This is a genomic window from Gordonia sp. DT101 (assembly GCF_049844895.1).
GTDB lineage: Bacteria > Actinomycetota > Actinomycetes > Mycobacteriales > Mycobacteriaceae > Gordonia.
The window spans coordinates 476,209-502,636 of record NZ_JBNCLX010000002.1 but is presented as its reverse complement, the minus strand read 5'-3'; the positions used below and the strand labels follow the sequence as shown (position 1 = coordinate 502,636).

Annotated in this window: 25 protein-coding genes; 8 read left to right on the top strand and 17 right to left on the bottom strand. The window is 65.2% G+C overall.

Features of this window, described 5'->3' with window-relative positions; genetic code table 11:
* Positions 1 to 5 precede the first annotated feature (5 nt).
* Positions 6 to 386 (bottom strand): DUF427 domain-containing protein, encoded by a 381-nt coding sequence (locus ACLQ3I_RS08880; RefSeq protein WP_425801340.1) that lies wholly within the window; start codon positions 384 to 386, stop codon positions 6 to 8.
* Positions 387 to 463: 77 nt separating this feature from the next.
* On the opposite strand from ACLQ3I_RS08880, the gene ACLQ3I_RS08875 reads away from it, so the two are divergent.
* The 3 genes from ACLQ3I_RS08875 to ACLQ3I_RS08865 all read left to right on the top strand — a co-directional run bounded on the left by ACLQ3I_RS08875 (position 464) and on the right by ACLQ3I_RS08865 (position 3,064).
* Positions 464 to 772 (top strand): antibiotic biosynthesis monooxygenase family protein, encoded by a 309-nt coding sequence (locus ACLQ3I_RS08875; RefSeq protein WP_425792536.1) that lies wholly within the window; start codon positions 464 to 466, stop codon positions 770 to 772.
* A 29-nt stretch (positions 773 to 801) separates the two neighbouring features.
* Complete coding sequence (locus ACLQ3I_RS08870) at positions 802 to 1,437, top strand: LON peptidase substrate-binding domain-containing protein (RefSeq protein ID WP_425792830.1); 636 nt, start codon at positions 802 to 804, stop codon at positions 1,435 to 1,437.
* Positions 1,438 to 1,561: 124 nt separating this feature from the next.
* Complete coding sequence (locus ACLQ3I_RS08865; protein WP_425801337.1) at positions 1,562 to 3,064, top strand: aldehyde dehydrogenase; 1,503 nt, start codon at positions 1,562 to 1,564, stop codon at positions 3,062 to 3,064.
* 228 nt (positions 3,065 to 3,292) lie between these two features.
* On the opposite strand, the gene ACLQ3I_RS08860 is transcribed toward ACLQ3I_RS08865, so the two are convergent.
* The 12 genes from ACLQ3I_RS08860 to ACLQ3I_RS08805 form a co-directional block, all read right to left on the bottom strand.
* Positions 3,293 to 3,919, bottom strand: a complete 627-nt coding sequence (locus ACLQ3I_RS08860; RefSeq protein WP_425792534.1) for a hypothetical protein — start codon at positions 3,917 to 3,919, stop codon at positions 3,293 to 3,295.
* The gene (locus ACLQ3I_RS08855; protein WP_425801335.1) at positions 3,920 to 4,882 is read right to left on the bottom strand and encodes a hypothetical protein; all 963 of its coding nucleotides are present in this window, start codon (positions 4,880 to 4,882) and stop codon (positions 3,920 to 3,922) included.
* Positions 4,879 to 6,342, bottom strand: coding sequence for an MCE family protein (locus tag ACLQ3I_RS08850; RefSeq protein WP_425801333.1), 1,464 nt, complete (start codon positions 6,340 to 6,342; stop codon positions 4,879 to 4,881). Before ACLQ3I_RS08850 ends, ACLQ3I_RS08855 begins: the two co-directional genes overlap by 4 nt.
* The gene (locus ACLQ3I_RS08845) at positions 6,342 to 7,592 is read right to left on the bottom strand and encodes an MlaD family protein (RefSeq protein WP_425792531.1); all 1,251 of its coding nucleotides are present in this window, start codon (positions 7,590 to 7,592) and stop codon (positions 6,342 to 6,344) included. Before ACLQ3I_RS08845 ends, ACLQ3I_RS08850 begins: the two co-directional genes overlap by 1 nt.
* Positions 7,592 to 8,857 (bottom strand): MCE family protein, encoded by a 1,266-nt coding sequence (locus tag ACLQ3I_RS08840; RefSeq protein WP_425792530.1) that lies wholly within the window; start codon positions 8,855 to 8,857, stop codon positions 7,592 to 7,594. Before ACLQ3I_RS08840 ends, ACLQ3I_RS08845 begins: the two co-directional genes overlap by 1 nt.
* Before the next feature lies 1 nt (position 8,858).
* Positions 8,859 to 10,082 (bottom strand): MCE family protein, encoded by a 1,224-nt coding sequence (locus ACLQ3I_RS08835; RefSeq protein ID WP_425801331.1) that lies wholly within the window; start codon positions 10,080 to 10,082, stop codon positions 8,859 to 8,861.
* On the bottom strand, positions 10,079 to 11,137 hold the full coding sequence (locus ACLQ3I_RS08830) for an MCE family protein (RefSeq protein WP_425792528.1): 1,059 nt from the start codon (positions 11,135 to 11,137) through the stop codon (positions 10,079 to 10,081). Before ACLQ3I_RS08830 ends, ACLQ3I_RS08835 begins: the two co-directional genes overlap by 4 nt.
* A complete protein-coding gene (locus ACLQ3I_RS08825) occupies positions 11,130 to 12,308 on the bottom strand; it encodes an MCE family protein (protein ID WP_425792527.1) in 1,179 nt (392 codons plus the stop codon). The genes ACLQ3I_RS08830 and ACLQ3I_RS08825 overlap by 8 nt, the downstream gene beginning before the upstream one ends.
* A 5-nt stretch (positions 12,309 to 12,313) precedes the next feature.
* Positions 12,314 to 13,165, bottom strand: a complete 852-nt coding sequence (locus tag ACLQ3I_RS08820; RefSeq protein WP_425792526.1) for an MlaE family ABC transporter permease — start codon at positions 13,163 to 13,165, stop codon at positions 12,314 to 12,316.
* Positions 13,166 to 13,168: 3 nt separating this feature from the next.
* A complete protein-coding gene (locus ACLQ3I_RS08815) occupies positions 13,169 to 13,909 on the bottom strand; it encodes an MlaE family ABC transporter permease (RefSeq protein ID WP_203588569.1) in 741 nt (246 codons plus the stop codon).
* A gap of 114 nt (positions 13,910 to 14,023) precedes the next feature.
* On the bottom strand, positions 14,024 to 14,914 hold the full coding sequence (locus ACLQ3I_RS08810; RefSeq protein WP_425801329.1) for a 3-oxoacyl-ACP reductase: 891 nt from the start codon (positions 14,912 to 14,914) through the stop codon (positions 14,024 to 14,026).
* 95 nt (positions 14,915 to 15,009) lie between these two features.
* Positions 15,010 to 15,198 (bottom strand): ferredoxin, encoded by a 189-nt coding sequence (locus ACLQ3I_RS08805; protein WP_164310824.1) that lies wholly within the window; start codon positions 15,196 to 15,198, stop codon positions 15,010 to 15,012.
* Between the two features lie 158 nt (positions 15,199 to 15,356).
* Between ACLQ3I_RS08805 and ACLQ3I_RS08800 the strand changes: the two genes are divergently transcribed.
* The 4 genes from ACLQ3I_RS08800 (at position 15,357) to ACLQ3I_RS08785 (ending at position 20,495) form a co-directional block, all read left to right on the top strand.
* Positions 15,357 to 16,559, top strand: coding sequence for an acyl-CoA dehydrogenase family protein (locus ACLQ3I_RS08800; protein WP_425801327.1), 1,203 nt, complete (start codon positions 15,357 to 15,359; stop codon positions 16,557 to 16,559).
* A gap of 151 nt (positions 16,560 to 16,710) precedes the next feature.
* The gene (locus ACLQ3I_RS08795) at positions 16,711 to 17,859 is read left to right on the top strand and encodes an acyl-CoA dehydrogenase family protein (RefSeq protein WP_425801324.1); all 1,149 of its coding nucleotides are present in this window, start codon (positions 16,711 to 16,713) and stop codon (positions 17,857 to 17,859) included.
* The gene (locus ACLQ3I_RS08790; RefSeq protein WP_425801322.1) at positions 17,856 to 19,460 is read left to right on the top strand and encodes a long-chain-fatty-acid--CoA ligase; all 1,605 of its coding nucleotides are present in this window, start codon (positions 17,856 to 17,858) and stop codon (positions 19,458 to 19,460) included. Before ACLQ3I_RS08795 ends, ACLQ3I_RS08790 begins: the two co-directional genes overlap by 4 nt.
* Before the next feature lie 96 nt (positions 19,461 to 19,556).
* Positions 19,557 to 20,495 carry a type IV toxin-antitoxin system AbiEi family antitoxin domain-containing protein gene (locus tag ACLQ3I_RS08785; RefSeq protein ID WP_425801320.1) on the top strand — a complete coding sequence of 313 codons (939 nt, stop codon included), beginning with the start codon at positions 19,557 to 19,559 and terminating at the stop codon, positions 20,493 to 20,495.
* A gap of 79 nt (positions 20,496 to 20,574) precedes the next feature.
* Here the strand turns inward: ACLQ3I_RS08785 and ACLQ3I_RS08780 are convergent, their stop codons facing one another.
* Together ACLQ3I_RS08780 and ACLQ3I_RS08775 are read right to left on the bottom strand one after the other, a co-directional pair.
* On the bottom strand, positions 20,575 to 21,723 hold the full coding sequence (locus ACLQ3I_RS08780) for an NAD(P)H-dependent flavin oxidoreductase (protein ID WP_425801318.1): 1,149 nt from the start codon (positions 21,721 to 21,723) through the stop codon (positions 20,575 to 20,577).
* Position 21,724: 1 nt separating this feature from the next.
* Positions 21,725 to 23,368, bottom strand: a complete 1,644-nt coding sequence (locus tag ACLQ3I_RS08775) for an acyl-CoA synthetase (RefSeq protein WP_425801316.1) — start codon at positions 23,366 to 23,368, stop codon at positions 21,725 to 21,727.
* Positions 23,369 to 23,437: 69 nt separating this feature from the next.
* Here ACLQ3I_RS08775 and ACLQ3I_RS08770 point away from each other — a divergent pair, with 69 nt between their 5' ends.
* The gene (locus tag ACLQ3I_RS08770) at positions 23,438 to 24,259 is read left to right on the top strand and encodes a crotonase/enoyl-CoA hydratase family protein (RefSeq protein WP_425801314.1); all 822 of its coding nucleotides are present in this window, start codon (positions 23,438 to 23,440) and stop codon (positions 24,257 to 24,259) included.
* 50 nt (positions 24,260 to 24,309) lie between these two features.
* Here the strand turns inward: ACLQ3I_RS08770 and ACLQ3I_RS08765 are convergent, their stop codons facing one another.
* Together ACLQ3I_RS08765 and ACLQ3I_RS08760 are read right to left on the bottom strand one after the other, a co-directional pair.
* Complete coding sequence (locus ACLQ3I_RS08765; protein ID WP_425792517.1) at positions 24,310 to 25,779, bottom strand: cytochrome P450; 1,470 nt, start codon at positions 25,777 to 25,779, stop codon at positions 24,310 to 24,312.
* An 8-nt stretch (positions 25,780 to 25,787) separates the two neighbouring features.
* Positions 25,788 to 26,408, bottom strand: a complete 621-nt coding sequence (locus tag ACLQ3I_RS08760) for a TetR/AcrR family transcriptional regulator (RefSeq protein WP_425801312.1) — start codon at positions 26,406 to 26,408, stop codon at positions 25,788 to 25,790.
* Between the last annotated feature and the right edge of the window lie 20 nt (positions 26,409 to 26,428).

Genomic DNA, 26,428 nt, shown 5'->3' with positions numbered 1-26,428 from the left:
GCCGATCAGCCCGACGCCGCGTCGACGTCGACCGACACGCGACCCGGATAGAACGCGACATGGTCGGCGATCGGTGCGACGGCGTCGTACGGGGATCGGTAGACCCAGACCGCGTCGGTCAGTACCTCGGCACCGAGGGTGAGGTCGTAGTAATTGCACTCACCCTTGTACGGGCAGAAGGTGGTGGTCGCGCTCTCGCGGAGCAACGACGGGTCCACCGATTGCCGGGGTAGGTACTGCACGGGCGGGTACTCCGCCTCGCGCAGGGTGAGCGCATCCGCCGTCCGTGCGACGACGGTGTCGCCGACCCGGACGACGACACGATCATCCGTCGGCGACACCGTGATCGGGTGATCGGGTCCCGGTTCCAGTCTTCCGCGTGCCATGACACCTCCACTGCGACATATCTGCGGGGCGTTGAACTGTCGATATCCCACTCCAGCATGCCAGTAGGGTGGGTCCCATGGCAGTTGTGAAGATCAATGCGATTTCGGTACCCGAGGGCGCCGGACCGGAACTCGAGAAGCGATTCGCGAATCGTGCCCACTCGGTCGACGGCTCCAAGGGATTCCTCGGATTCCAGTTGCTGCGCCCGGTGAAGGGCGACGACCGGTACTTCGTGGTCACCCAGTGGGAATCCGAAGAGGACTTCCAGGCGTGGGCGTCGGGCCCGGCGAAGGAGGCACACTCGGGCGAGCGTGCGAAGCCGGTGGCGAGCGGAGCCGATCTGCTCGAGTTCGAGGTCGTACTCGACGCCAAACCCAGCGCCTGACAGGCGTGCCGCGCGCCTCGGGCACGCCGATGTTCCCGCTGGGAACCGCGTTGCTGCCCGGTGAGCCGCTGCCCTTGCGGATCTTCGAGCCGCGATACCGGCAGATGCTCGAAGACTGCCTCGACGGCGACGACCAGGAATCGACTGCGGCGACCCCCCGCGACGCGGGATTCGGCGTCGTGCTGATCGCACGTGGCCACGAGGTGGGCGGCGGCGACGTCCGGCACGATGTGGGCACCTTCGCCCACATCGAGAACCTGATGCGCCAACCCGACGGCCGGGCGTCGCTCACCTGCACCGGCGCCGCGCGAATCCGGGTCACCGAGTGGCTCCCCGACGATCCGTATCCGAGGGCCGTCACCGAGGTCCTCCCGGAACCTCGGATCGGTCCCGCCGACCATGCCAGGGTGATCGAACTCGGCCTCGCGCTGCGCGCCTTCGTCGACGAGGTCGCCACCACCCGACCCGAGTCGGTGCCCGTCGGCCTCCCCGAATTCGACGTCGCCGACCTCGCCGAACACGGCCTGTTCGAGTGGGCCATCCGGCTGCCCATCGGCCCGGCCGACCGGCAGCAACTGCTCGAGTGCGACACCGTGCCGGAGCAGATCTCTGTTCTCGACGACGTCGTCGAGGGACTCACGGCGATGATCCGCTTCGGCCGCTGACATCTGCCGGGTGCGAAAATCCGGCTTCGGTCGGCGCAGGTGGCGACCGCCCCTGGCCCCGAAGTTAGAACGTGTTCTAGTATCGGTTGTGGAGTAGTTCACACCACCACTCAGGAGCACATCTATGACCGAGACCGTCGAGTCCCGTCCGGCATCCGACCTGGTCGGCGCCGGCGACCAACCGCAACTGTTCATCGGTGGACAGTGGGTGGATCCGCATTCGACCGAGACGCTCGAGGTGTTCTCGCCCGCCACCGGGGAGCGGGTCGGTTCCGTACCGCTCGCCGACGAGGTCGATGTCGACACCGCGGTCAAGGCCGCCCGGGCCGCGTTCGCGTCGGGTGTCTGGCGCGACACCGCACCGGCCGATCGAGCCGCCGTCCTGAACCGCGCAGCAGATCTGATCAACGAGCGCATGGGCGAGATCAGCAGCCTGGTCTCCGCCGAGATGGGCGCCACCCCCACCGATGTCACCACCCTCCAAGGGCTGGCCGGCACCGGCGTGCTGCAGGGGTACGCTGCCGCGACCACCGAGTTCCCGTGGGAGGAAAAGCGCGCCGGGCTGTTCGGCGAGACGCTGGTGACCCGCGAGGCCGTCGGTGTCGTCGGCGCGATCATCGCATGGAACGTCCCGCTGTTCCTGCTGTGCAACAAGTTCGGCCCGGCGCTCGCCGCCGGCTGCTCGATCGTTCTCAAGCCCGCGCCGGAGACACCGCTCAACGCGAACCTGCTCGCACAGCTCTTCGTCGACGCCGGCGTCCCGGAAGGCGTCATCTCGGTCGTCCCGGGTGCCGTCGCTGCCGGCCAGGCACTCGTGGAGCACCCCGACGTCGACAAGATCACCTTCACCGGCTCGACTGTCGCCGGACGCGCCATCGCCGCGCGCTGCGGTGAGAACCTCAAGCGTTGTTCGCTGGAGCTGGGGGGCAAGTCGGCCGCGATCGTCCTCGACGACGTCGAGCTCGAGGCCAACATCCACATGCTGGTGTTCTCGGCCGGCCTGATCAACGCCGGTCAGGCATGTGTCGCGCAGACCCGTGTCCTGGTCCCCCGGTCCCGCCACGACGAGATCGTCGACGCAATGGTCGAGACCGCCAAGACCTTCACTCCGGGTCTGCCGACCGCAGAGGGCACCGGCCTCGGACCGATCATCACCGCCAAGCAGCGGGACAAGGTCGAGGGTTACGCGGCCAAGGGCAAGGAAGAGGGCGCCACCGCAGTGCTCGAGGGCGGCCGTCCGGAAGGCCTCGACAACGGCTTCTACGTCACCCCGACGATCTTCACCGGCGTCACCAACGACATGACGATCGCGCGGGAGGAGATCTTCGGCCCGGTCATCAGCATCATCGCCTACGACACGGTCGACGAGGCCATCGCCATCGCCAACGACTCCGATTACGGTTTGGCCGGCTCCATCTGGACCGCCGACGTCGAGCGCGGTGTCGAGATCGCGAAGCAGATCCGCACCGGCACGCTCGGCATCAACTGGTACGCCATCGATCCCGCGTCGCCGTTCGGCGGATACAAGAACTCGGGTATCGGACGCGAGAACGGACGCGAGGGACTCGAGTCCTACCTCGAGCACAAGGCGATCCTCATGCCGATGGGATATACCTCCGAATCCTGATCTCTCACAGGGGAATCGGGGCCGGTCGCCGAAGGGTGACCGGCCCCGTTTTTCGTCTGCATGCGCCTGCGTCACAACAGCGGGCCGCAGAAGTGCGAATCAGCTGCCGATCGAGTAGCCCCCGAGCCGACGAGGGCGCGTTTCGAGATCGCCGCAACAGGTCTCGATTCACCTCGTCGCATGCTCCTCGACTACTCGACCGGCAAACGGCGAATCAGGAGTGGGGCGTCAGCCGGCAGGCGGAGCAGACGGGGCAGGCGAGGCGGACGGGGCCGCTGGCGACGGCGACTTGGACGTCGGCAACGGGACAGCGCCGGGCGGCGGTGTGTCCGTCTGCTCGATGCGGCTTCGGAACGAGTCGTCGGTGATCACGTCGATCCCGTTGATCATCCACCGATCACCCTGCTTGACCATGCTGAACGTCAGACGGCTCGGGTCCACGCGGACGAGTTCCTTGTTGTTTCGGGTGACCGACTGGTTCATGAAGATCAGCACCTTGGAGGTGTCCTGGGTGTTGGTCACCACGCCGGCGTCCTGGATGGTCACGGCCGACACCACACCCTGCTTACGCACCTCGGCGGCGAGATTGTTCTTGGTGACCAGGGCGTCATAGGTCGGCTTCGCCGCCCCGGTCAACACCGCCTTCGACTCCGCGACGTGCTGATCGACGTTCTGCGGGGTGTACCCGAACATGGTGGTGGCATAGCCTTTTGCCGCGTCCAGTGACGAATTCCGCGCGTTCTCGGTTGCGCGGTCGTCGAAGAACCGGATACCGAGGAACACCGTCACGGCCGCAGCCGCGACCAGCAGGATGACAAGCGTTGCCGCGACGACGCGGCCGGTGGTGATACGCATCTACGTCACCCACTCGAAGTTCGTCATCTTCAGGTCGCCGTTGATCCGGGTCATCTGCACCCGCCACCGGAACGTCTGAACGATCGTCTCCTCCTTGGGATCCGGATTCTTCATCTGCCACCCGTAGACGACGATCGCCGTTCCCTCGTCCGGTTCCGCCTTGGTGACGGCTTCCGACAGGATCGTGGTCTTGGTGTCGATCTTCTGGTCCTTGACCAGACCGACGGCTTGTTTCATCGAATCCTGCATCTGCTGCTGGGCCTTGCCACTCGTCTTGTCCTGCAACGTCTTCAATGCACCATCGACGTTGTTCGGGTTGAGTGTGGTCAGGTTGACGATCATCTGCGAAGCGAAATCCGAGTACTCGGCTCGCAGGTCGTTCTTCTTGTCATAGCGGTTGATACCGACCGCGAAGATCACCGATACCGCAACACACGCGATGATCACGACGCTGCACACCGAGGCCAGGACGATGCGCTTGGTCCGCGACGAGTCGGTGCCCTTGTATCGGACCGGCGACCCGTCGTCACCGGCGAGACGGTCGTCGCGGCTCCGACGTGCCGCTGCGTTGCGCGCACGCCGCCGCTCCCGATAGGTGAGCTGATCGCCTGCGACCGTGGATTGCTGTTCGGCGTCGCCCTTGCCGGTTTCGTCTGTGTTCTCCACCGCTGCGGCCGCATCCGCCGCCTCGGGAGCACCGGCGGATTCGCCGGTGCTCGAGGTATCGCCGCTGCCCGCAGGATCGTTCGAACCTTCGACCTCGACGGCCTCCGACGACGACTCCTCGGCAGACGCCGCGGGACCTTCCGGTCCGGCCGAACTCGAGGGCCGCTTGCGCCCACGGCCGAGCGGGGCCTTGCGAACGGGTGCGCGGCGAACCGGCGTCGACGGGGCCGACGCCTGTTCCTCCGTGTTTTCCGGGCTGGGGTCGGGCGTGGTGTCCTCGGGCTTGTCCGAGGTCACTTCTGCACCGTATTGCTGATCATGCTCTCCCACGTACTGTCTTGTCCTTGTGAATCCTGTCCCAGACCGGCGTTATACGTCTTGCCGTCGGGACCGATGTAGTCACCCGTCTTCGGATCGTACGGGGTGGCGTACACAGCGGCGCCGGGCGTGTAGCTCGACGGGGTCGCCTGCGTGGCCTGACCGGTCGGCACCTTCGCCGGGGCCTTGGCCGGAGACTTGGCCGATGCGTTCGCCGGCGGCTTGAGCCCGAAGGGCAGGCCTTCCGGGAAGGCCACGTTCTCGCCCTTGGGCTTGTAGCCCGTCCGGCATTCCTCGGGTGTCGGAGCGCGACGACCAGGGAACTCCGCGCACGGGAAGTTGCGGGCACCGCGGACTGCCAGATTCGAATCCTGCGGCACCCGGCACAGCATGCCCGGCGGTATGTCGCGGGGGGTCTGAATCGCGGGCGACCGCCACTGTGAAGCCGGCAAGAAGCCCATCGTGCAGGTCCCCGGGTCCTGGAATCCCAAGGCGAAATCCACGTTGGCGCCGTAATGTCCGTTCTCGGTGTTGAGTGCGGTGATGAGCGCCGCCATCAGACGCGGATAGATCACCACGATCTGCTGGAGATTCGGGTGATAGACCGCAAGTGTCTTCGCTGACACGCCCAGATTCGCGATGAGCATCGGCAGTGTCTGGTCCATCGACGAGAACAGTTCCTGCGTCTGGGACGCGGTGGACGGCCCCTTCTGCAGGATGTCGGTGACCTGCGGGTTGTTGGCCCGCAGCTGATCGGTGAACTTGGTGACATCCGCAGTCCAGGAACGGATCTCGTCGGAGGTCTGCGACTGGGTGGACAGCAGCGGTCCGGACTGGTCGATGAGTTTCATCAACGGCTCGGTGTTCTTCGATGCGTCGCCCACCAGCAAGGTCATCGAGTCGAGCAGACGTTGCAATTGCTCACCGGTGCCGTTGAAGGCCTCGAAGGCCTCGTCCATCACCGAGCGCAGTTTCGTGTCGCCGACCTTGTTCAGCAGCGCGTTCGCCTGGTCGAGCATGGTCGAGATCTCGACGGGCACCTGACCGCTGTCCACCACCGAACCGTCGTAGAGGTGGCCGGACGGTCCGTTGGGCACCGGAGTGAACTCGACGTACTGCTCGCCGATCGCCGACACGCTGCGCACCGCGGCCTGCGACGACACCGGAATGTCGGTACCGCTGTCGATCGAGAGGTCGGCGACCACGCCGTTCTCGGTCAGCTTGACCGCGGTGACCTTGCCGACGTTCACGCCACGGAAACTGACGTTCGCGTTCTGGTAGAGCCCGCCGCTGCTCGGCAGTTTGAGCTCGACGCGGTACTCGCCGATCCCGAACATCGACGGAATCCGTATGTAGAAGATCGCCATCGCAACCAGCGCGACCACCGTGACGATGGCGAAGATGAGCAACTGGATCCGGACAAAGCGGGTGATCTTCATCAGTTGCCCCCGCTCTTGGGTGCCGGCACCGAGGCGGTCGCCGGCTTCTTGCCGTTCGACTGCTTACTTTGCGGCTGCATCCCCTCCGGGCTCAGCGGCGAGGTGAACGGATCGAGACCGCGTTTGGCCGCGCCCGCCTGCTGTCCGACGATGCCTTCCGGTCCGACCAGCCCGACCGAGGAGAGCAGACCGCGCGAGAGCCGTCCGAAGCTCAGGTCGAGCACGAGATCACTGTTCACGTAGTCGCCCTTGACGATCTTCGGGATCGCCGACTCGTAGAAGGGGAAGGTCAGGAAGATGCCGAGCGACTGTGTGAGAGCCGGCCCGGTCGCCTGTAGCTGATCGAGGACCGGCGACAGATTCGACACGATGGTCTTGATGTCCTTGTCGTTGGCATCGATGATGTCGTTGCTCGTCTTGGACAGCTTCCCCAGCGCACCCAGGGTGTCGGTGAACTGTTGCTTCTGCTCGTTGAGGAGACCGAGGATCTGCGGTCCGTCGGAGAGTGCCTTCTCCACCGTCGGGGTCTGCTCGTTGATCGACGCCGCCAGTCTGTCCAGCCCCTCGGTCGCCCGGATGATGTTGGCCTTCTGGTTGTTCAGATCGCCGACCAGGGTGTTCAACCGTGGCACCAGCTTGCTGATGGTGTCCTGCCGCCCGGTGAACACCGAGTTCATCTCGTGCACGATGTCGCCGAACTGCGCCAGCCCACCACCGTTGAGCACCACCGACAACGAACTCAGTACCTGCTCGGTGGTCGGATACGTACACGCGGCGACTTGTTGTGCCGAATTGATGTCCGGCACCGACGGCGCACCCGGACTCGTCGTGATGTTGCTCTGCTCAGGACATTTGGTCAGCGGGATCTCCTCGCCGGCCGACATCACTCCGCCGGTCGGCTTCTCCGGCTGGACGATCTGCAGATGCGACGAACCGAGCACACTGGTCATCCCCACCATCACATGCGAGCCACGCGGCACGGTGACGCCATGGTTGAGACGGATGTCCACGTGGGCGTTCCAGTTGTCGACCGTGATCGGCCCGACGCTGCCGACCGTCGCGTCATCGATCATCACCGGCGCGTTGGACACCAACCCGGCCGCCGTCGGGATCATCGCGGAGATCTCGTACGACCCGTTGCCGGTGCCCTGCGCCCCAGGGATCGCCATGCTGTTGAGCCCCTGAAAGCTGCATGCGGACGCCCCGACCATCACCACCGCCAGGAGCACCGCCAATCCGGCGCGGCGCATCACTTCTCACCTCCGAACGGGACGAGGAGATTGCCGAGAGCATTGTCACCGGTGTTGTCGTTCTTGCGGGTCTGAGCGTCCTGCTCGCGAATCCCGGCCTGTGCACGGGCCTTCACATCGGAATTCTGGTACTGGATCTGGTTGGGCCGCGCGTTGATACCCGTCACCGGGTTGGTGAGGAACGGCGGGTAGTTCATCGAGATCGAGGAGAGGACCGGCGCCATCACGTCCACGCACTTCTCCACCTCTGCCTCACTCTGGCCCGGCCGGTCGTTCGCCTGCATCGACCCGCACAAGAGCGTGATGAGGTTGGCGCCCATACCGAGACCGAAGATGCCGGAGAGCGAACCGGTCATCGGGTTGTAGATGTTGTAGAAATTGGCCAGCTGATGCGGCCCCGAGTGCAGGAGTCCGCGGATCTGTTGGTCTTTGTCTGCCAGGATCTTCGTCGTGTCGGCGAGATTCTTCACCGAACCGGAAAGTGTCTTTCCGTTCTTGTCGATGAAGTCCTGCACGTCCGACATCGCGCTGTCGAGGTTGTGCAACGCGCCGTTGAGTTCGTCGGTGTTGTTGCCGAGCACCTTGCTGACCGACGCGATGCGACCGTTGAACTGAACCATCTGCTCGTGACTGGTCGACAATGCGTCGGTGAGTTTCTGGAGACTCCGAATGGTCGAGAACAGGTCTCCGCGGCCCGCCGACAAAGTACCCATCACGTCGGAGAGTTCCTTGATCGACGCGTTGATGGCCGCCCCGTTGCCGTCGAGGTTCTTGTCGGCGACATCGATCAGCTTGGAAGCCGACCCGGGGTCGGCGCCCTTGGGACCCACCGCCTCGGTCAGCTTCGACAGCTGCTTCTTGATGTCGTCCCATTCGACGGGGACGGCCGTCCGGTTCATCGGGATGTCGGCGTTCTCGGCCATCTTGGGTCCGCCGGCGTAGACCGGTGTGAGCTGGACGAACCTGCCCGACACCAGACTCTGCGCGACGACCACAGCCTTGGCGTCGGCCGGGATCGGGGTGTCCTTGTCCACCTGCATCTTGATCTCCACGTCACCGTCCCGTGGCGAGATCGCGGTCACCTTGCCGACATTCACACCGAGGACCCGTACCGGGTCACCGTTGTAAAGCCCGCCGGCGGACGGGAAGTACGCCGTGATGGTGTTGTTGGTCGCCTTGTTGAAGCCCACGTAGCCGATGACGATCACCAGGATCGCCAGCACCACAGCGGCGATGACCTGCCAAACGCGTTTGCCGATGCCCATGTCAGCCCCCCTGCCCCGGTGTGGTCGCGGGGCCCTTCGGATATTCCAGCTTGGGCGCCTTCGGCTTCGGAGCATTGTTGTCGTAGCCGGGAACCAGCTTGAAACCGTTCGGGTTCAACGGATTCGTGTAGTTGAAGGCCTTCCAGACCTCCGGGTACTTACGTTGCAGGACCTTCATGAACACCGCGGTGTAGTCGCCGAAGGTCGGGATGCCGACCAGCGACGAGAAGTACGGCCCCGAGGACACCGCCTCACCGAGGACGTTTGCGTACGGACCGAGCTCGTCGATGGCCGATTTCAGGCTCGCCTGGTTGTCCGTGAGAATCTTCAGCACTCCGTCGAGTTTGGTCAGCACCGGGCTCAGCTGGGCATTGTTGTCCTTGATGAAGCCGCTGATCTGCGCACTCACATCACGCGTACCGGAGATCAGCGCAGCCATCGCCGCCTGCCGGGTCTGCAGTTCACCGACGAGCGAATTGGCATCCAGCAGAAGCCGATTGATCTGTTCGCTGCGATCGCCGACGATCTTGGTCACCTGATTCGCCTTGCCGAGCAGTCCTCGCAACGCGTCGTCACGGTCGGCCACCGACTTGGAGAGTCGGGCGACACCGTCGACGGCACCGCGCACCTGATCCGGCGTCTGCGAAAACGTGTCCGACATGACATTGAGCGCCTTGTTGAGCTGGTCGGTATCCGTCTCGGCCAAGGTGTCGGTCGCGCCCTCGAGGGCATCGGTCAGCGAATACGGCGCGATGGTGTTCTCGTTGGGGATCTCACCGCCGGGCCGGATATGGTCTGGCCCGTGCGGCAGGATCGTCAGGTTACGCCGACCGAGGACGGTCTCGGTCTTGATCGCGGCCTGTGAGTCGATACCCATCATGACCGTGTCATTCATCCGGAACGTCACCTGCGCCTTGGTGCCACCCTTGGTGTTCGCCAGCGAAACATTCTGCACAGTACCGACATTGACGCCCGAGACGGAGACGATATCCCCCGACACCAGACCGCCGGCGTCGTCGAAGTAGGCCTTGTAGGTACTGATCGGGGACAGGTACGGGAGTTTGTCCACCTGCATGGCCACGATCACCACGAGCGCGGTGATCACCACACCGATCACACCGATCTGGGCGCGACTACGCCCGCCGCGCTTGTCCTCCCGTGCGACCTCTGCGTCGCCCGACGTCGTGCGCTTGTTGCGGAACATTCCGCTGAACGGAAGGCTCATGAGATCGGGCACCTCCCCCCGGGTCCGGTCGTTTGGCCCGTTGCATCGATGTTCGTCCACGAGATCTGTTTGCCGCCCGGACCACTGAAGATGAGCCGAACCTTGCAGAGCCAGATCTGCAGCCACGCACCGTAACTACCGAGGTTGGACAGCTTGTGGAAGTCACCGGGCAGCCGCTGGATCAGGCCACTCACGTAGTCGCCCCCCTTGAGGACCTGCTCGGAGGTCTTGCCCAGGTTGGCGGTCGTGGACTGGATGTCGGGTCGGGTGGCCACGAGCAGATCGGACAGTCCGTTGGTCAGCTTGGATGTCTGGGTCAACGCATTGCCGATCGTGCCCCGCTGCGCGGACAGCCCGGTCACGAGTTGTTGCAGCAGGTCGACACTCTGGTCGAGGCCCTTTCGGTCCCCGTCGAGGGTCGTCAGGGTCTTGTTCAGATTGTCGATGACCTGACCGATCAGTGCATCGCGATCGGCGAGGGCATTGGTGAACTGCGACGTGTTCGACAACAGACTGTTCAGTCCTGCGCCCTGCCCCTGGAACACGTCGATCAACGACGCCGAGAGCTCGTTCACCTCAGCCGGATTCAAGGTACGGAAGAGCGGCTTGAACCCACCGAGGAGCTTGTCGAGGTCGAGCGCGGGTTGGGTGTGCGAGGCCGGGATCTGGTCACCGGGCGAGAGCATCTTGTCGGGGTCGCCGGTGCCGCGCTGCAACTCGAGGTAGCGGTCACCGGTGAGGTTCTCGTACCGCACGAGCGCCTGGACAGAGGTGGGCAGCGGGAACTGCTGGTCGACGCTGAAACCGATCTTGGCCTCGTTGTCGGTGGTGAGTGAGACGTTCTTGACAGACCCCACCTCGACACCGGCGATCTTCACCTTGCTTCCCGGCTTGATCGCCGACGCACTGGTGAACAGTGCCGAATACTCCTCGGACTTGCCCGATCGGTATTGGCTGAACACGACGACGAGCGCCACGAACACCAGGACCATCACGACGGTGAACGCTCCCAGTTTGATGAGAGTTGCGCGGAACGCGCGGGCACGGTTATCCACGGGGCGGTGCTCCGAACAGCAATTGGAAGATCTTCGTCTTGTCGGCCTTGGGGGTGGTGCGGGGCTGGTAGGGCGTACTCGCGGTATCGCTCACATAGAACGGCACGTGCTCGGTCGAGTCCACGTTGCTCAGACCGCCTTCACACGTGGGAGGACCGTTCGCAGCCACCCGCGGGAGATCCTCGGGATATCGGTACGGTTCCTTGCCCGGCAACAGGCCGGCGTTCAACTTCAAGAGGCCGTCGTCGACACCGAAGATCGGTGCCGCCTTCTGGCCACCTTGGGCGACCGCGGTGATGAAACACTTCAGGCCCGGGGCCTGATATCCGAGCAACCGTGCGGTCGGGTTCAGGTTCGACAGCGCCGAGATCAGCGTCGACTTCGACGGCGCCACGATCCCGTTGATCGTGTTGGCCATCCCGGTCGCGTTGATGAGCAGCGCGTCGAGATTGGCGGTGTTGTCCACCAGGGTGTTCCCGACGTAGGTGAAGTTGTCCACCGTGCGCATCAGGTTCGGCATCGAGTCCGCGTACACATTCGTCACAGTGGCGGTTTGCCGGAACAGTGCATTGAGTTCGGGAAGGTGCTTATTGGTGGTGCCGACCAGCTTCGACAACTGATCGACCGCGACGCCGACCTGCTCACCGCGTCCGGACAGCGCGGTATTGATCGCACCGAGCGTCGCGTTCAGCTTCTCCGGCTGCAACTGCGCGAGTACCCCCACCAGCTGCTGATACACCGTGTTGAGCTCGACCACCACGTGGTCGGCGTCGATGGTCTGTCCCGACTGGATGGTCCCCGACGCCCCCGAAGTCGGGACCACCAGGTTCACCGCCTTCGCACCGAAGATGGTGTTCGACTTGATGTCGGCGCTCACGTTGCCCGGGATCTTCGACATCTGGTCGGACGCGATGTCGAGTTTGACCACCGCGTTGTCGCCGTTCTCCGAGATCGACGCGACCCGGCCGACCTCCACACCGCGCAACTTGACCTTGGCGTCCGGGTTCATCACCAGCCCGGCGCGCGGTGCCTGCAAGGTGACCGGCTGGGTCGAGGCGAACCAGCCGAGGAACTGGCCGGTGGCCGCCGCGATGACGGCGACCAGCGACACGACCATGACGGTCGCCGCCGTCCGGCGGACCGCTCTGCTGCGCTCCTGACGTCTGACCATGTCCCTTATCCCGCCAAGTTGAACTTGCCGTCGGCGCCATAAATGGCGAGCGACGTCAAAAGTGTGATCACGACCACAACAACGAGCGATGCACGAACTGCGTTCCCCACCGCGACGCCGACGCCCACGGGACCACCCGACGCGTTGTAGCCGTAGTAGGTGTGGATGAGCATCACGGCCACCGCCATGCAGATCGCTTGCACAAAGGACCAGAGGATGTCCGACGGGATGAGGAACGTGTTGAAGTAGTGGTCGTAGACGCCCGGCGACTGTCCGTAGATGAACACCGTGGCGAACCGACTGGCGACGAACGAGGCGAGCGACGCGAGCGCGTAGAGCGGGACGATCGCGATCAGGCCCGCGACGATCCGCGTGCTGACCAGGTAAGGGATCGAGGAGATCGCCATCGTCTCGAGAGCGTCGATCTCCTCACTGACTCGCATCGCGCCGAGCTGCGCCGTTGCACCTGCGCCGATCGTCGCGGCGAGGGCGATACCCGATATCACCGGAACCGCGATACGCACGTTGATGAACGCCGAGAAGAAGCCGGTCAGCGCCTCGACGCCGATATTCGCCAGCGAGCTGTACCCCTGCACGGCGATGGTGCCGCCGGTGAACAGCGTCAGGAAGCCGACGACCACCACGGTGCCGCCGATCATGGCGAGCGCTCCGGTGCCCATCGAGATCTCCGCGATGAGACGCAGGGTCTCCTTCTTGTAATGCTTGATCGCTCGCGGGATCGCGACGATGCTGTCCCAGTAGAAGAGGGCCTGATCGCCGATCTGATCCCAGTCCTCGCCGGCGCGCCTGGCGGCGATCCGGGCAGTGCGGAACCTGGTCGTGAACGGAAGAACCATGTGTCAGCCCGCCGTCGCTTTGAGACCGACCGCGGTCACCACGACGTTGACCACGAACAACGCCATGAACGAATAGACGACGGTCTCGTTGACCGCGTCGCCCACGCCCTTGGCGCCGCCCTTGACGTTGAGGCCCTGGTAGCAGCCCACCATCCCGGCGAACAAGCCGAAGAGCGCTGCCTTGACCATCGAGATCATCAGCTCGCCGAAGCCGGTCAGCAGTGTCAGGTTCGCGATGAACGCGCCCGGGTTCACATCCTGCAGGAACACCGAGAACATGAATCCGCCGCCGATGCCGATCGTGCAGACCAGGCTGTTGAGCAGGATGGCCACCCCGGTGGACGCGATGATGCGCGGGACGACGAGGCGGTGGATCGGGTTGATGCCGAGCACCTTCATCGCGTCGATCTCTTCACGGATGGTGCGCGCACCGAGGTCGGCGCAGATGGCGGTGGCACCGGCACCCGCGACGATCAGCACCGTCACGATCGGTCCGATCTGGGTGATCGTGCCCAACGCCGCGCCGGCACCCGAGAGATCCTGTGCGCCGATCTCGCGCAACAGGATGTTCAGCGTGAAGCTGACCAGGACGGTGAACGGGATGGCGACCAGCAGGGTGGGGACCATCGAGACCCGAGCGATCGCCCACGATTGCTCCACCGTCTCACGCCATTGAAATGGCCGGCGGAACAGCTCCCGTGCGGATTCGACCCCCAGGGCGACGAAGTCCCCAACACCCGACATAGGCGTGGCGAGCTTCTCAAACACCAACACTCCTTACCCCCCGGGGAAACCCCCGTCGCTGTACCCGCCCCGGCGAATACCGCGAATTTATCATGTGGTCAACACACGTTCTGGTCAGTCGACCAATTCACTCGCCGAGAACGTCCGGCTCGCATCACGGTCGGCAAAATAGCTGGTCAGCGTCTTCGCCAGGTCGCCATCTTCCCACGCCGCCCCCACCGCGGTGAAGGTTTCCTCGACCGTCGGAGCGGCCATCAGCATCACCTTGCCGCCATAAACCACAAAGACCTGTCCGGTCACCCTTTCGGCATCGCTTCCTGAAAGGTATTTCACCAGCTTGACCACATGTTCCGGCGCCAGCGGATCGGCGCCGCCCTCGGGGGCATCCCCGAAGACGTCCGAGGTCATCGGCGTACGCGCGCGAGGGCAGATCGCATTCGCGCGGACACCGTAGCGTTCGAGCGCCCGCGAGGCCGACACCGTCAGGGCGATGATCCCGGACTTCGCCGCGGCGTAGTTCGCCTGCCCGCCCGGTCCGAGGAGTCCCGCTTCCGAGGCCGTATTGATCAGGCGCCCGTAGACCGGCCCCCCGGCCGCCTTCGAGGCGCTGCGCCAATGACTCGCGGCGTTGCGGTTGAGCAGGAAATGCCCGCGCAGGTGGACACGGATGACCAGATCCCACTCGTCGTCGGTCATGTTGAACAACATCTTGTCACGGGTGATCCCCGCGTTGCTCATCACGATGTCCAGACCACCGAGGTCCTCGGTGGCGGTCCGCATGATCCCCGTAGCGGTCGCCGACTCCCCGATGTCTCCGGCCACCGGGACTGCCCGACCGCCGGCCGTGGTGATCACGTCGATGACATCACTCGAATCGAGTGATGCCGCAAGGTCGTTCACGATCACGGTGGCCCCCTCGCCGGCCAACCCGATCGCCTCCGCGCGACCGAGGCCCCCACCGGCACCGGTAACGACCGCTACACGTCCGTCCAACGACTGACCCACGCCAGTTCCCTCCTCAAGGCTGCAACAAACTAGAACCTGTTCTAGCACGAACGCGCTCAGACCGGAACCGGTTGGTCAGATTCCCGTCGTTCGGCTCATTCCAGGGAGAGCGCGGACTTGGGGCAGCTGGCCACCACCTGCCGCATCTCCTCCTCGCGCTCGGCGGGCACCTCTTCGTTGAGAATCACCAGGTAGTCGTCATCATCGAGGTCGAATACATCCGGCGCCATGCCCACGCACACGGCATTGGACTCGCAAAGGTCGAAATCTGCCTTGATTCGCATCCTGGCCACTCCTTCGAGACTGTTCGTCTGGTTGACGGGCTGTGTCATTCAGGTTAGAACGTGTTTCAGAAGTTGGCGAGTACCACCTCGCCATCCCCGGTTGATCACTGTGACATATCGCCGGTACGCCCCACCCGCCCGAGGACACGGAGAGCCCGATGCGCATCGCCTACACCGACCAGCAGACAGACCTTCGTCGGGAGTTGCGATCCTACTTCGCGGCCCTGATGACCGATGAGCGCCGAGCCGCCCTGACCGGCGGCGAAGGCGAACTCGGCGAGGGCGACGCGTACCGCGACGTGGTCGCCCAGATGGGCAGCGACGGGTGGCTCGCCCTCGGCTGGCCGACCGAGTTCGGCGGCCAGAACCGGTCCATGATGGACCAGCTGATCTTCACCGACGAGGCGGCGATCGCCGGGGCGCCGGTCCCGTTCCTGACCATCAATTCGGTGGCGCCGACGATCATGCACTACGGCACCGAGGAGCAGAAGGCGTTCTTCCTGCCGAAGATCGCGGCAGGACAGTTGCACTTCTCCATCGGCTACTCGGAGCCGGGCGCCGGCACCGACCTGGCGGCGCTGCGGACCACGGCCATCCGTGACGGCGACGAATACGTGATCAACGGCCAGAAGATGTGGACCAGCCTGGTCCCCTACGCCGACTACATCTGGCTCGCCTGCCGGACCGATCCGAGCGCGTTGGAACCCGGCGGGAAGAAGCACAAAGGCATCTCGATGATCATCGTGCCGGCCACCGCGGAGGGCTTCAGCTACACGCCGGTGCACACGATGGCCGGCGTCGACACCAGCGCCACCTACTACCAGGACGTCCGGGTGCCCACGTCTGCACTGGTCGGCGAGGAGGGCGGCGGCTGGCCGCTGGTGACTAATCAGCTCAACCACGAGCGCGTCGCGCTGTGCAGCGCCGCGCCCATCCAGACCGCACTGCGGGAGACGATCGAATGGGCACAGAACACCAAGACCGGTGACGGGCAGCGGGTTATCGACACGCCGTGGGTCCAGAGCAATCTCGCGCGCGTCCACGCCAAGGTGGAGTTCTTGAAGTTGATCAACTGGAAGATCGCGTCGATCGCCGCATCCGGCGCCTCCCCCAGCCCCGCCGACGCGTCCGCGACCAAGGTCTACGGCACCGAGTTCGCAACCGAGGCATATCGATTGCTCATGGAGACGGTCGGCCCGGCGGCGACCCTGCGTCGCGGCAGCACCGGGGCACACCTGCAGGGCCGCCTCGAACGGTTCCAGCGGTCCTCGCTGATCCTCACGTTCGGCGGCGGCACGAACGAGGTCCAGCGCGACATCATCGGCATGCTCGCCCTCGGACTGCCGCACCAGCGCCGATAGTCCGCCGGCCGCCCCACCAACCGCTGGTCGAGCAACCGCCCCACCAACCGCCGGTCGAGTAGCCGCCCACCAACCGCTGGTCGAGTAGCCGCGACGAAGGAGCGGCGTATCGAGACCACTACCACCCACCACCGAAAGCAGCGCACGAACAATGGATTTCACACTTCCCGAATCCGGCGAGGACGTCCGCGGGCTCGCACGCGACATCGCCACCAAGATCAGCACCCCGGAGCGGGTGGCGGAACTCGAGATCGCCGACGCACCGATCGACGCCGACCTCTGGCGCGAGCTGGGCGCCGCCGGACTGCTCGGCCTGGAGTTGTCGACCGAACTCGCGGGTGATCGTGGCGGCGACCTGTCGGCGATCGAGAACTCCCTCGTCGCCGAGGAACTCGGTCGCGTCCTCGCACGCGTTCCGTTCACCACCCACGCGTGCGCGGCGCTCCCCGTCATCGCGACCCGCGGTGCCGCCGGCCTGCGTCAGTCGGTCGTCGTGCCGGCCGCCGCTGGCGACATCGTCCTCACCGTGGCGTTCGAAGAAGACCTCGGCAGCGACGTCACCACCCCGACCACCACCGTGACACGAGCGGGCGATCGCCTCGCCCTCAGCGGCACCAAGGTCAACGTGCCTTATGCCGGGGCCGCGAACACGCTCGTGGTCAATGCGATCGGCCCCGACGGCCCGGTCGTCGTCGTCGTGTCCGCCGACGATCCGGGAGTGCAGATCACCGCCACCGCGTCGACGGGCAAGATCCCCACCGGTCAGATCGACTTCACCGATGTGACGATCGTCGCCGATCGCATCCTCGACGGCGGGGTCACCGCGGTCCACGATGTCGCCGATCGACTGACGTTGGCGATCTGCGCGGAACAGTCCGGAATCGTTTCTCGCGCACTCGAACTCACTGCCGAGTACGCCCGCGAGCGCGAGCAGTTCGGACGCGCGATCGGCTCGTTCCAGGCCGTGGCGCAGCGCCTCGCCGACGGCTATATCGACTCACAGGGCCTCTCGCTCACCACCACTCAGGCGGCGTGGATGCTCGCGAACCTCCACGGCGATGCGCCGACCGGCAACGAGTCCGATCTGCGGACGGCGATCAACACCGCCAAGTTCTGGGCGACCGAGGCAGGCCACCGCGTCGCCCACACCACCGTGCACGTCCATGGTGGTGTCGGCCTGGACACCAGCCATCCGATACACCGGTACTTCCTGCGCGCCAAGCAGAACGAGTTCACTGTCGGGTCGTCTCCGGTCGTACTCGCGTCAATAGGCGCCGTGCTCGCCGACACACCGGTGTGACTCTCGCCGAGCTGCTGTCCGCGCTGTCCGAGGTGGACGATCGCGGCCTTCGCCACGACGACGAGTTCATCTCGTGGCGGTCCCACGTCGCCGCGTCGACCGCACGAGGTACCGCCCTGCGAGATCTGTTGCCTGCGGATCGTCCACCGCACGTGGGCGTGCTCATGGAGAACTCCCCCGAGTTCAGCTATCTACTCGGCGCCGCGGCGCTGGGTGCGTTCGTCCTCGTCGGACTGAACACCACCAGGCGCGGGGCCGGACTGGCCGCGGATGTCGCACGTGCGGACTGCCAGGTCGTGCTCACGGACGACCGGACACGACATCTGCTCGACGACGTCGACCTGGGTGACGTGCCGGTGATCGACGTCGACGATGAGGGCTGGGTGATCTCGATACGCGACTCACTCCGTTCGCCGCTACTCGATCAGCGGGAGGAGTGCGACGAACCAGCCGCATCCCCCCGCCAGTCGAGTAGCCGCGACGAAGGAGCGGCGTATCGAGACCACCCCCCGGCGCCCGACGACCTGATGATGCTGATCTTCACCTCGGGCACCACCGGGGACCCGAAGGCCGTCCGGTGCACACAGCGAAAGTTCGCCGAGAGTGGCCGGATGCTCGCGGAGCGATTCGAGATCGGTTCCGACGACGTCGTGTATCTGGCGATGCCGATGTTCCATTCCAACGCGGTCATCGCCGGCTGGTCGGTCGCACTTGCCGGCGGCGCGTCGATCGCTCTGCGTGATCGATTCTCCGCCAGTGGTTTTCTGCCCGATCTCCGTCGCCACGGGGTCACCTTCGCGAATTACGTCGGCAAGCCGCTCAACTACATCCTGGCAACGCCGGAGCGTCCCGACGACGCGGACAACACGCTCCGCATCATGTACGGCAACGAGGCGTCCGCGCGGGACCGAGTTCGCTTTGCCGAGCGCTTCGGGTGCCGCGTCGTCGACGGATTCGGCTCCACCGAAGGCGGTGTCGCGATCACGCGGACCCCCGACACTCCCCCGGATGCGCTCGGCCCGCTCCGCGCCCCCACCGCACTGATCGATCCGCACACCGGCGATCCGGTGGCCACCGGTGAGATCGGCGAGATCGTCAACTCTTCCGGTCCGGGATTGTTCAGTGGGTACTACAACGACCCGGAGGCATCGTCTGAGCGCCTCCGCGGCGGTGTCTACCACACCGGAGACCTCGCCTGGGTCGACGACGCCGGCTACCTCCACTTCGCCGGCCGGCTCGGCGACTGGCTCCGCGTGGACGGTGAGAACCTCGGCACCGGGCCGATCGAACGCATACTGCTGCGTCATGAGCACATCCGGCAGGTCGCGGTCTACGGGGTGCCGGTCGAGATCGGCGACGAGATCGAAGCGGTGCTCGTGGTCGACGACGAGGCCCTGGATTCCGATGGCTTCACCGAGTTCCTCGAGGCACAAGCCGATCTGGGGCCGAAGCAGTGGCCGCATCGGGTGCGCGTGACCGACGCCCTGCCCGACACGGCAACCTTCAAGACCGTCAAACGCACCCTTCGCGACGTTCAGGCGCCACCCACCTGGGTCCGCGATGGTCACCGCTATCGGTTCCCTGCCGGTACGCCCTGCTGACCCGAACACCGAGAACTCCCACAAACACGCAATGCATACCGTGTTTGTGGGAATTCTGGTAGCACAGAATTCTCGACGGACCCGATCGAGCGGCTGGTGCGTCCAATCTTCATGCATGATTTCCCCACCGGCCGTCACCGGATCACCTTTCGTCGCGACGCCCTGGCTCAGGGCTTCACCGACAACCAGCTCGCACGCGCGGTGAGCGACAAACATCTCGCCAAGATCTGGCCCGGCGCATTCGTTGCGACCGCAGACCTACCGTCGGACCCCGAGCAACGTCATCGCCTGCGCTCGTCGGCTGCCTTCGAGCTCAGCGGCGGCAACTTTGCACTCAGCCATGAATCGGCTGCGCTACAACACAACCTGTCGTTGCTGAAACCTCAGCTGGATCAAGTACATTTCGTCACCGGACTCCGGACCGGTGGACGGGTCGAAAAGCAGCGGCACCTCCACTCGGGTCACCTCGATCCAGCCGACGTGACCACAATCGACGGCCTCGCGGTGACCTCGCTCGAACGGACGGCGATCGACGTGGCGTGTGGCGGCGAGTTCGCGCAGGCGTTGGCAGTCCTCGACTCTGCCTTGCGACGAGGTGCCGATCCCGAAGTTCTCGGCGAGCTTCTCGAGAGCCGTCGCCGGGGGGTCACCCAGGCACGCCGGGCACTCGACCATGCTGACGCGGGTGCGGAGAACGCTGGTGAATCGTGGGGGCGTGCCCAGATCATCGCGGCCGGCCTACCGGTGCCGCGCCTCCAACACGAGTTCTTCGACACGAACGGCGACTTCGTAGGGCGAACCGACTACGACTGGGTGGGCAAGCTCGCCGCGGAGTTCGACGGCATGAAGAAATACGAACGGCATCTCCGCACCGGGGAGACCCCGTTCGACGCCATGCGCCGCGAGAAGGAACGCGAGGATGCCCTCCGACGCCTCGGCGTCATGGTGATCCGCTGGGTGTGGGCCGACCTCCGACACCACCGGGTCGTTCCGATGGTCCGCGAATGGCTCGAGCGCGAAGGGATCGCCACCTGACCCGAACACCGAGAACTCCCACAAACACGCAATGCATACCGTGTTTGTGGGAGTTCTGTGTGTCTGCGAGTGCGCGGAGTCAGGCGACCGGCGACGTCAACGTCGCGTTCATCCGTCCGACCGCCTGCTCGTACTCACTCACGAGATCGGCGATCATGTCGGCGACCGGGGTGATCTCGTTGCACCTCCCCACGATCTGACCGGCCGGCATCGCGACGACGTCCGGATCGTCGGCCGCGGAGATCCGCGCATGAGCCTCCGCGACGAGCAGGTTCTGCAGTGGCATCGGCAGCGGGTCGGGCGCACCGGGCGCATCCCAGGCGTCGGTCCACTTGGTCTTCAGCAGCCGTGCGGGCTTGCCCGAGTAGATACGACGACGCACGGTGTCGCGCGACGTCGCCTTCAGCAGCGCCTTCTGGACTGTCGACGGACCGTCGGCGTCGGGCTCCATGCCCAGTTTGTATTCGGCGGCGGTGAGCCAGTAGGTCCCCATCCACACGCCCTGCGCGCCGAGCGCGATCGCGGCGGCGATCTGACGACCGCTGCCCACACCACCGGCGGCAAGCACCGGCGCCGAATCCTGCACGGCATCAACGAGTTCCGGCCACAGGATCATCGAGGTGACCTCACCGGTGTGTCCACCGCCCTCGTAGCCCTGCGCGATGACGATGTCGACGCCGGCCTCCACGTGATGCAGCGCATGTTCTTTGGCGCCGGCCAGGGCCGCCACCAGCACGCCGTTGTCGTGCGACGTCTGGATCACATCGGCGGGCGGCGATCCGAGCGCGTTGGCGATCAGCTTGATCTGCCCGTACTTACGCGTGTGCTCCATCGCGATGTCCACATGGGACCGGGCCACCGAGTGCAACCAGCCCAGCACGCCGGCATCCACCCGCTCGCCATTCGGCAGCGGCGGCACGCCCAGGTCGTCGAGGGTGCGCTCGACGAACGCACGATGCTCCGGCGAGATCATCGAGTCGAGGTCGACCTTGCTGCCCTCGGTCGGGATCTTCGCGGGCATCACGATGTCGACACCGAACGGCTTGCCGTCGGTGTTCTCGTGCATCCACTCGAGGACCTCGTCGAGTTCCTCGGCGTCGTTGAAGCGGACACAGCCGAGGACGCCGAGGCCACCCGCACGACTGATCGCGGCCGCCACGTCCTGGCTCGGGGTGAACCCGAAGATCGGGTACTCGATGCCGAATCGATCGGCGAGTTCGGTGCGCATGTCAGCTCTTCTCCGGGGCGCCGAGCGCCTCATCTGCGGGACGTTCCTGGGTGATTCCGACACCCCACCGGTAGTCTGGCTTACCTGCCGGGGATCGCTTGATCTCGTCGACGAACCACACGCTGCGGGGGCATTTGTACCCGGCGAGTTCCTTGCGGACCACATCGTTCAGGTCGGCCAGCGCGGGACGCGCATCCCCGCGGGTGGCGATCACCGCAGAGACTCGCTGCCCGAACCGGTCGTCGGGAACACCGACGACGACGGTGTCGAACACATCCGGATGGGCCTTCAGAGCGCCCTCCACCTCCTCCGGGAACACCTTCTCGCCGCCGGTGTTGATGGACACCGAACCGCGGCCCAGCATGGTGATGCTGCCGTCGGCCTCGAGCTGGGCCGAGTCGCCGGGAAGTGAATAACGAACACCGTTGAACTCCCGGAAGGTCTTCGCCGACTTCTCCGGATCATTGTGGTAGCGCAGCGGGATGTGCCCGGACCGTGCCAGCACTCCGACCTCTCCGCTGCCCGGTTCCACCGGTGTCCCGTCCTCGCGCAGGACATGGGTCTCGCTATCGGCGTTCACGCGTGGTCCGCCGGTGTGCGGGGTGTCCTTGGCGACGACGCCGAGTCCACCGAAACCGGTCTCCGAGGACCCGATCGCATCGATGATCACCGAATTGGGGAACCGGTCGAGGAACTGCTCCTTGATGCTCGGCGAGAACAGGCAGGCCGACGACGCGACCGACACCACGCTGGAGAGGTCGTAATCGTCCTTCACCTCCAGCGCCTCGATCATCGGCCGCCCCATGGCATCTCCGGTGATGAAGATGACGTTGACCCCGTGCCGTTCGACGGCCTCCCAGGCGGCCGGCCCGCTGAAGTCCGGGTAGACAACGGCTTTCCCGCCGCCGAACAGCGCCTGGAACACCGCCCACTGCGATCCACCATGGATGAACGGCGGTATCGGGAAGCGCACCAGCTGTCCGCCGTCGGCGCCCGCGCGGGCCAGCTCCCATTCGTCTGCCACGGGTTCGCTTGTGTACCAGTCGATGCCGCCGCCGAGAACACGCCAGACATCTTCCTGGCGCCACACCACACCCTTCGGCTTGCCCGTGGTGCCGCCCGTGTAGAGCATGTACAGGTCGTCCCCGGAACGATCCTCGAAGTCCCGCTTCGCCGATGACTCGGCGATGGCGTCCTCGTAACGGATCGCGTCGCCGTACCCCGCGCAGGAAAGATCGGCGTCGGTTCCGTCCTCGATCACGATCCGGTTCGTGATCGTCGGAGAACTCGGCAACGTGTTGCACACGCGCTCGCAAAACTGGCGCTCGTGGATCAGCACCGACATCCCCGAGTCGGTGAAGATGTGCTCGAGCTCCGCCTCCACGTAGCGGAAATTGACGTTGACCATCACCGCGCGGGCCTTGAAGATGGCGACCATCGCCTCGACGGACTCGATGGTGTTCCTGCTGTACAGCCCCACCCTGTCCCCTGGCTGCACGCCGAGATCGCGCAGTTTGTGGGCGAGCGCGTTGGACCGCGCCTCCAGTTCGGTATAGGTCCGGGACTCCTCACCCGAGACGAGGGCTGTTCGTTCGGGCATGAGATCGACCGCATGCTCGATGAGGTCGGCAATCGTGTAGGCCATGGTTCAAAATTAGAACGTGTTATCGTTTCGGGCAAGCCGCAATCACACACACATTCGCGAGGGACGACGATGACCACATTTGCCGGTTCCGACACTTCCACCGACCGGGGCCCGGATTGCCTCGTCGAGAAGCGCGGGCATGCCCTGATCGTGACGATGAACCGTCCCGAGGCACGCAACGCGCTGTCGGCCGAGATGATGCGGATCATGGTCGAGGCCTGGGATCAGGTCGACAACGATCCCGACATCCGGGTGGCCGTCCTGACGGGTGCAGGCGGCGCCTTCTGCGCGGGCATGGACCTCAAGGCGATGAACCAGAACTCCCCCGGCGACACCGCCGATTCGGGATCGTGGAATCCTGCCAGCCTGCCCGCACTGCTCAAGGGTCGCCGTCTCACCAAGCCGTTGATCGCCGCCGTCGAGGGTGCGGCCATCGCGGGCGGCACGGAGATCCTGCAGGGCACCGACATCCGCGTGGCCGGCGAGAAGGCCAAATTCGGTGTCGCCGAGGCCCGCTGGGGATTGTTCCCGCTCGGCGGCAGCGCCGTTCGGCTGCCGCGTCAGATCCCGTACACGATCGCGGCCGATCTCCTGCTGACCGGCAGGCACATCACCGCCGCCGAGGCCAAGGAGTACGGCCTCATCGGTTATGTGGTGCCCGATGGTTCGGCGCTGGACAAGGCACTCGAGATCGCCGAGACCATCGCGGCCAACGGCCCGCTCGCCGTGCAGGCGATCCTGAAGACCATGCGCGACACCGAGGGCATGCACGAGCTCGATGCCTTCGAGATCGAGTCCAAGCTCGGCATCTCCGTCTTCAAGAGCAAGGATGCCAAGATCGGCCCGAAGGCCTTCGCCAACAAGGAGAAGCCGGTCTTCACCGGCGAGTGAGCCGATTTCGTAGCAATAATCCGCGGCACGCGCGGATTATTGCTACGAAATCATGTGTTGAGCGCGAGCTGCCGTCGCGGCTCGAGGCCGAGTTCGAAGTCCCGCGGCACCATCGTGAGCCGTTCGTCGACCGCGAGTTCGTAGTCGGGATCGCCGGTCAGGTCGTACCGATGGAGCAGGCACGCCAAGACCAACACCGCTTCGTGGATCGCGAACTGCCGGCCGATACACGCCCGCAGGCCGCTGCCGAACGGCTTGTAACTGTGTGCGGGACGCTGCTTGATGTTCGCCGGCAGGAAGCGATCCGGATCGTAGACGTCGGGGTTCTCCCAGACGGCGGGATCACGGTGCACTTGACCGAGCACGATCACCGCCCAGTCCTCCGGCTGCATCCGGTATCGATCCGCCAGCGTCGTCTCCGACCGCGGGCTCCGCGCGAACGCCGGCACCGTGGGCCAGATTCGGAGCGCCTCATCGAGGCATCGGCGGATGTAGCGGAATTTGGGTACCTGCTCGAAGGTCGGTGTCGCGCGGGGATCCGCGCCGAGGATCTCATCGGCCTCACGCTGCGCGGCCGCGAGCACTTCGGGATTCCTGGAAAGGTAGTAGAGAGTGAACGCCAATGCACCCGAGGTGGTTTCGTGCCCCGCCACCAGGAAGGTCAGGATCTGATAGCGGATGTTCAACGGGGACAGCCGCTCTCCGGTCTCCGGATGCGAGACGTTGAGCATGATGCCGAGCAGGTCGTGCTGATCGGTCGACCCGGTGCGTTCGGCGATCAGGTCGTCGAGGAGCCGATCCACATACGCCTGCTGGTCCGCGTTGCGATGATCGAGGTAGCGTCCGAGCAACCGACCACCCGGGGCGGTCAACAATCCGCCTTTGCGCCGGCCCGTCTCCAGCGCACGGATCATCGCCCCCACGAACGGATGCGGCTCAGATGTGGTGAACGACCCGAAGTCGTGACTGAACGCGGCACGGCTGAGCGTCTCCATGGTCAGCTTGGTCATCGACCGGGTGACGTCCACCGGGCCGCTCTGCCGGTCCCAGTAATCGAACAGCTCCCCGGCCGTCTCGAGCATTATCGGGTGGTACGACTGCATGGCCGCCTTTGTGAAGGCCGGCATCAGGAGTTCATGTGCGAGCTGCCAATTCGGCTCGTCGTTGTGGGCCGTGAACAGACCGTCGCCGGCGTACTGACGGAGCGCGGTGATGGCCGGCGGAAGCGCCTTGCAGAAGCGCGACTCGTCGCACAGTTCGGCCGCGAGCTCGGCGTTCGAGACGAACACGAAGTTCTGGCGGAAGATCCGCATCTCGTAGATGGGCCCGAGGTCGGCTCCCCACTCGAGAAGACTCAGCAGGGGATGCCGAGGGTCGGACACGCCGAGATCGCCGATGAAGGGTTTGCGCCGGCCGGCGTGCGGAAAGGACTGCCCCGACCAATCGTTCTTCAGTTTCCTGCCCACGATTCGACGATGCGCGCGCCGACAAAGGATGTCAATCCGCCCATGGGTGGACATTCGCGACCTCAAGGTCCGTTCGCCGCATCTGCTCCGACCGCGACTGCCGGCGCGACCCAACGTCGCAGATAACAGCGCAGGCCCGCTCCCGTCCGGGGCGGCTCGCCGGGATCGACGATGAAAGATTGCAGGGTCCGCAACATGAACTCGACCAACTCATCGAGATCAGCGTCGGTCCAGCCCCGATCACGCCAATCCACGCCGACCTCGTCGAGGATCGATCGTCCGACTGCGATGGCCTCCGGCGAGGTGACCTCGTCGAGATACCGAGATCGGCCGGTGGCGTTGAACAGCAGGGCGAAGCGTTGGTCGGCCCGCAACTGTTCGATCGTGATGGCGATTCCCTCGACCACCGTGTCGACCGGGCCGGCGATCTCACGCAACGCCGTCGAGAGTTCCACGAGGAACTTCGACGCCGCCGATTCAGCGGCCGCCAACACAATCGAATCCGCGCTCGAGAAGTAGCGGTACACGGTCTCGCGGGTCACGCCCGAGCACTGCGCCACACGTCGGACACTGACCGACTCGCCACCTTCGATGAGATCGCCGGCGACCTGGATGATGCGATCGATCGCGTCGGTGTCTACGCACGGCGCAGGGTCTTGTCGTCCGCTATCGGGACCGCTCACGATTGCCGACGCCCGACGGT

What these genes read in the sequence shown, in the direction of transcription:
- ACLQ3I_RS08880 (WP_425801340.1), bottom strand. Translation starts at nt 386, where the DNA reads ATGGCACGCGGAAGACTGGAACCGGGACCCGATCACCCGATCACGGTG.
- ACLQ3I_RS08875 (WP_425792536.1), top strand. Translation starts at nt 464, where the DNA reads ATGGCAGTTGTGAAGATCAATGCGATTTCGGTACCCGAGGGCGCCGGA.
- ACLQ3I_RS08870 (WP_425792830.1), top strand. Translation starts at nt 802, where the DNA reads ATGTTCCCGCTGGGAACCGCGTTGCTGCCCGGTGAGCCGCTGCCCTTG.
- ACLQ3I_RS08865 (WP_425801337.1), top strand. Translation starts at nt 1,562, where the DNA reads ATGACCGAGACCGTCGAGTCCCGTCCGGCATCCGACCTGGTCGGCGCC.
- ACLQ3I_RS08860 (WP_425792534.1), bottom strand. Translation starts at nt 3,919, where the DNA reads ATGCGTATCACCACCGGCCGCGTCGTCGCGGCAACGCTTGTCATCCTG.
- ACLQ3I_RS08850 (WP_425801333.1), bottom strand. Translation starts at nt 6,342, where the DNA reads ATGAAGATCACCCGCTTTGTCCGGATCCAGTTGCTCATCTTCGCCATC.
- ACLQ3I_RS08845 (WP_425792531.1), bottom strand. Translation starts at nt 7,592, where the DNA reads ATGCGCCGCGCCGGATTGGCGGTGCTCCTGGCGGTGGTGATGGTCGGG.
- ACLQ3I_RS08840 (WP_425792530.1), bottom strand. Translation starts at nt 8,857, where the DNA reads ATGGGCATCGGCAAACGCGTTTGGCAGGTCATCGCCGCTGTGGTGCTG.
- ACLQ3I_RS08835 (WP_425801331.1), bottom strand. Translation starts at nt 10,082, where the DNA reads ATGAGCCTTCCGTTCAGCGGAATGTTCCGCAACAAGCGCACGACGTCG.
- ACLQ3I_RS08825 (WP_425792527.1), bottom strand. Translation starts at nt 12,308, where the DNA reads ATGGTCAGACGTCAGGAGCGCAGCAGAGCGGTCCGCCGGACGGCGGCG.
- ACLQ3I_RS08820 (WP_425792526.1), bottom strand. Translation starts at nt 13,165, where the DNA reads ATGGTTCTTCCGTTCACGACCAGGTTCCGCACTGCCCGGATCGCCGCC.
- ACLQ3I_RS08815 (WP_203588569.1), bottom strand. Translation starts at nt 13,909, where the DNA reads ATGTCGGGTGTTGGGGACTTCGTCGCCCTGGGGGTCGAATCCGCACGG.
- ACLQ3I_RS08805 (WP_164310824.1), bottom strand. Translation starts at nt 15,198, where the DNA reads ATGCGAATCAAGGCAGATTTCGACCTTTGCGAGTCCAATGCCGTGTGC.
- ACLQ3I_RS08800 (WP_425801327.1), top strand. Translation starts at nt 15,357, where the DNA reads ATGCGCATCGCCTACACCGACCAGCAGACAGACCTTCGTCGGGAGTTG.
- ACLQ3I_RS08795 (WP_425801324.1), top strand. Translation starts at nt 16,711, where the DNA reads ATGGATTTCACACTTCCCGAATCCGGCGAGGACGTCCGCGGGCTCGCA.
- ACLQ3I_RS08780 (WP_425801318.1), bottom strand. Translation starts at nt 21,723, where the DNA reads ATGCGCACCGAACTCGCCGATCGATTCGGCATCGAGTACCCGATCTTC.
- ACLQ3I_RS08775 (WP_425801316.1), bottom strand. Translation starts at nt 23,368, where the DNA reads ATGGCCTACACGATTGCCGACCTCATCGAGCATGCGGTCGATCTCATG.
- ACLQ3I_RS08770 (WP_425801314.1), top strand. Translation starts at nt 23,438, where the DNA reads ATGACCACATTTGCCGGTTCCGACACTTCCACCGACCGGGGCCCGGAT.
- ACLQ3I_RS08765 (WP_425792517.1), bottom strand. Translation starts at nt 25,779, where the DNA reads ATGTCCACCCATGGGCGGATTGACATCCTTTGTCGGCGCGCGCATCGT.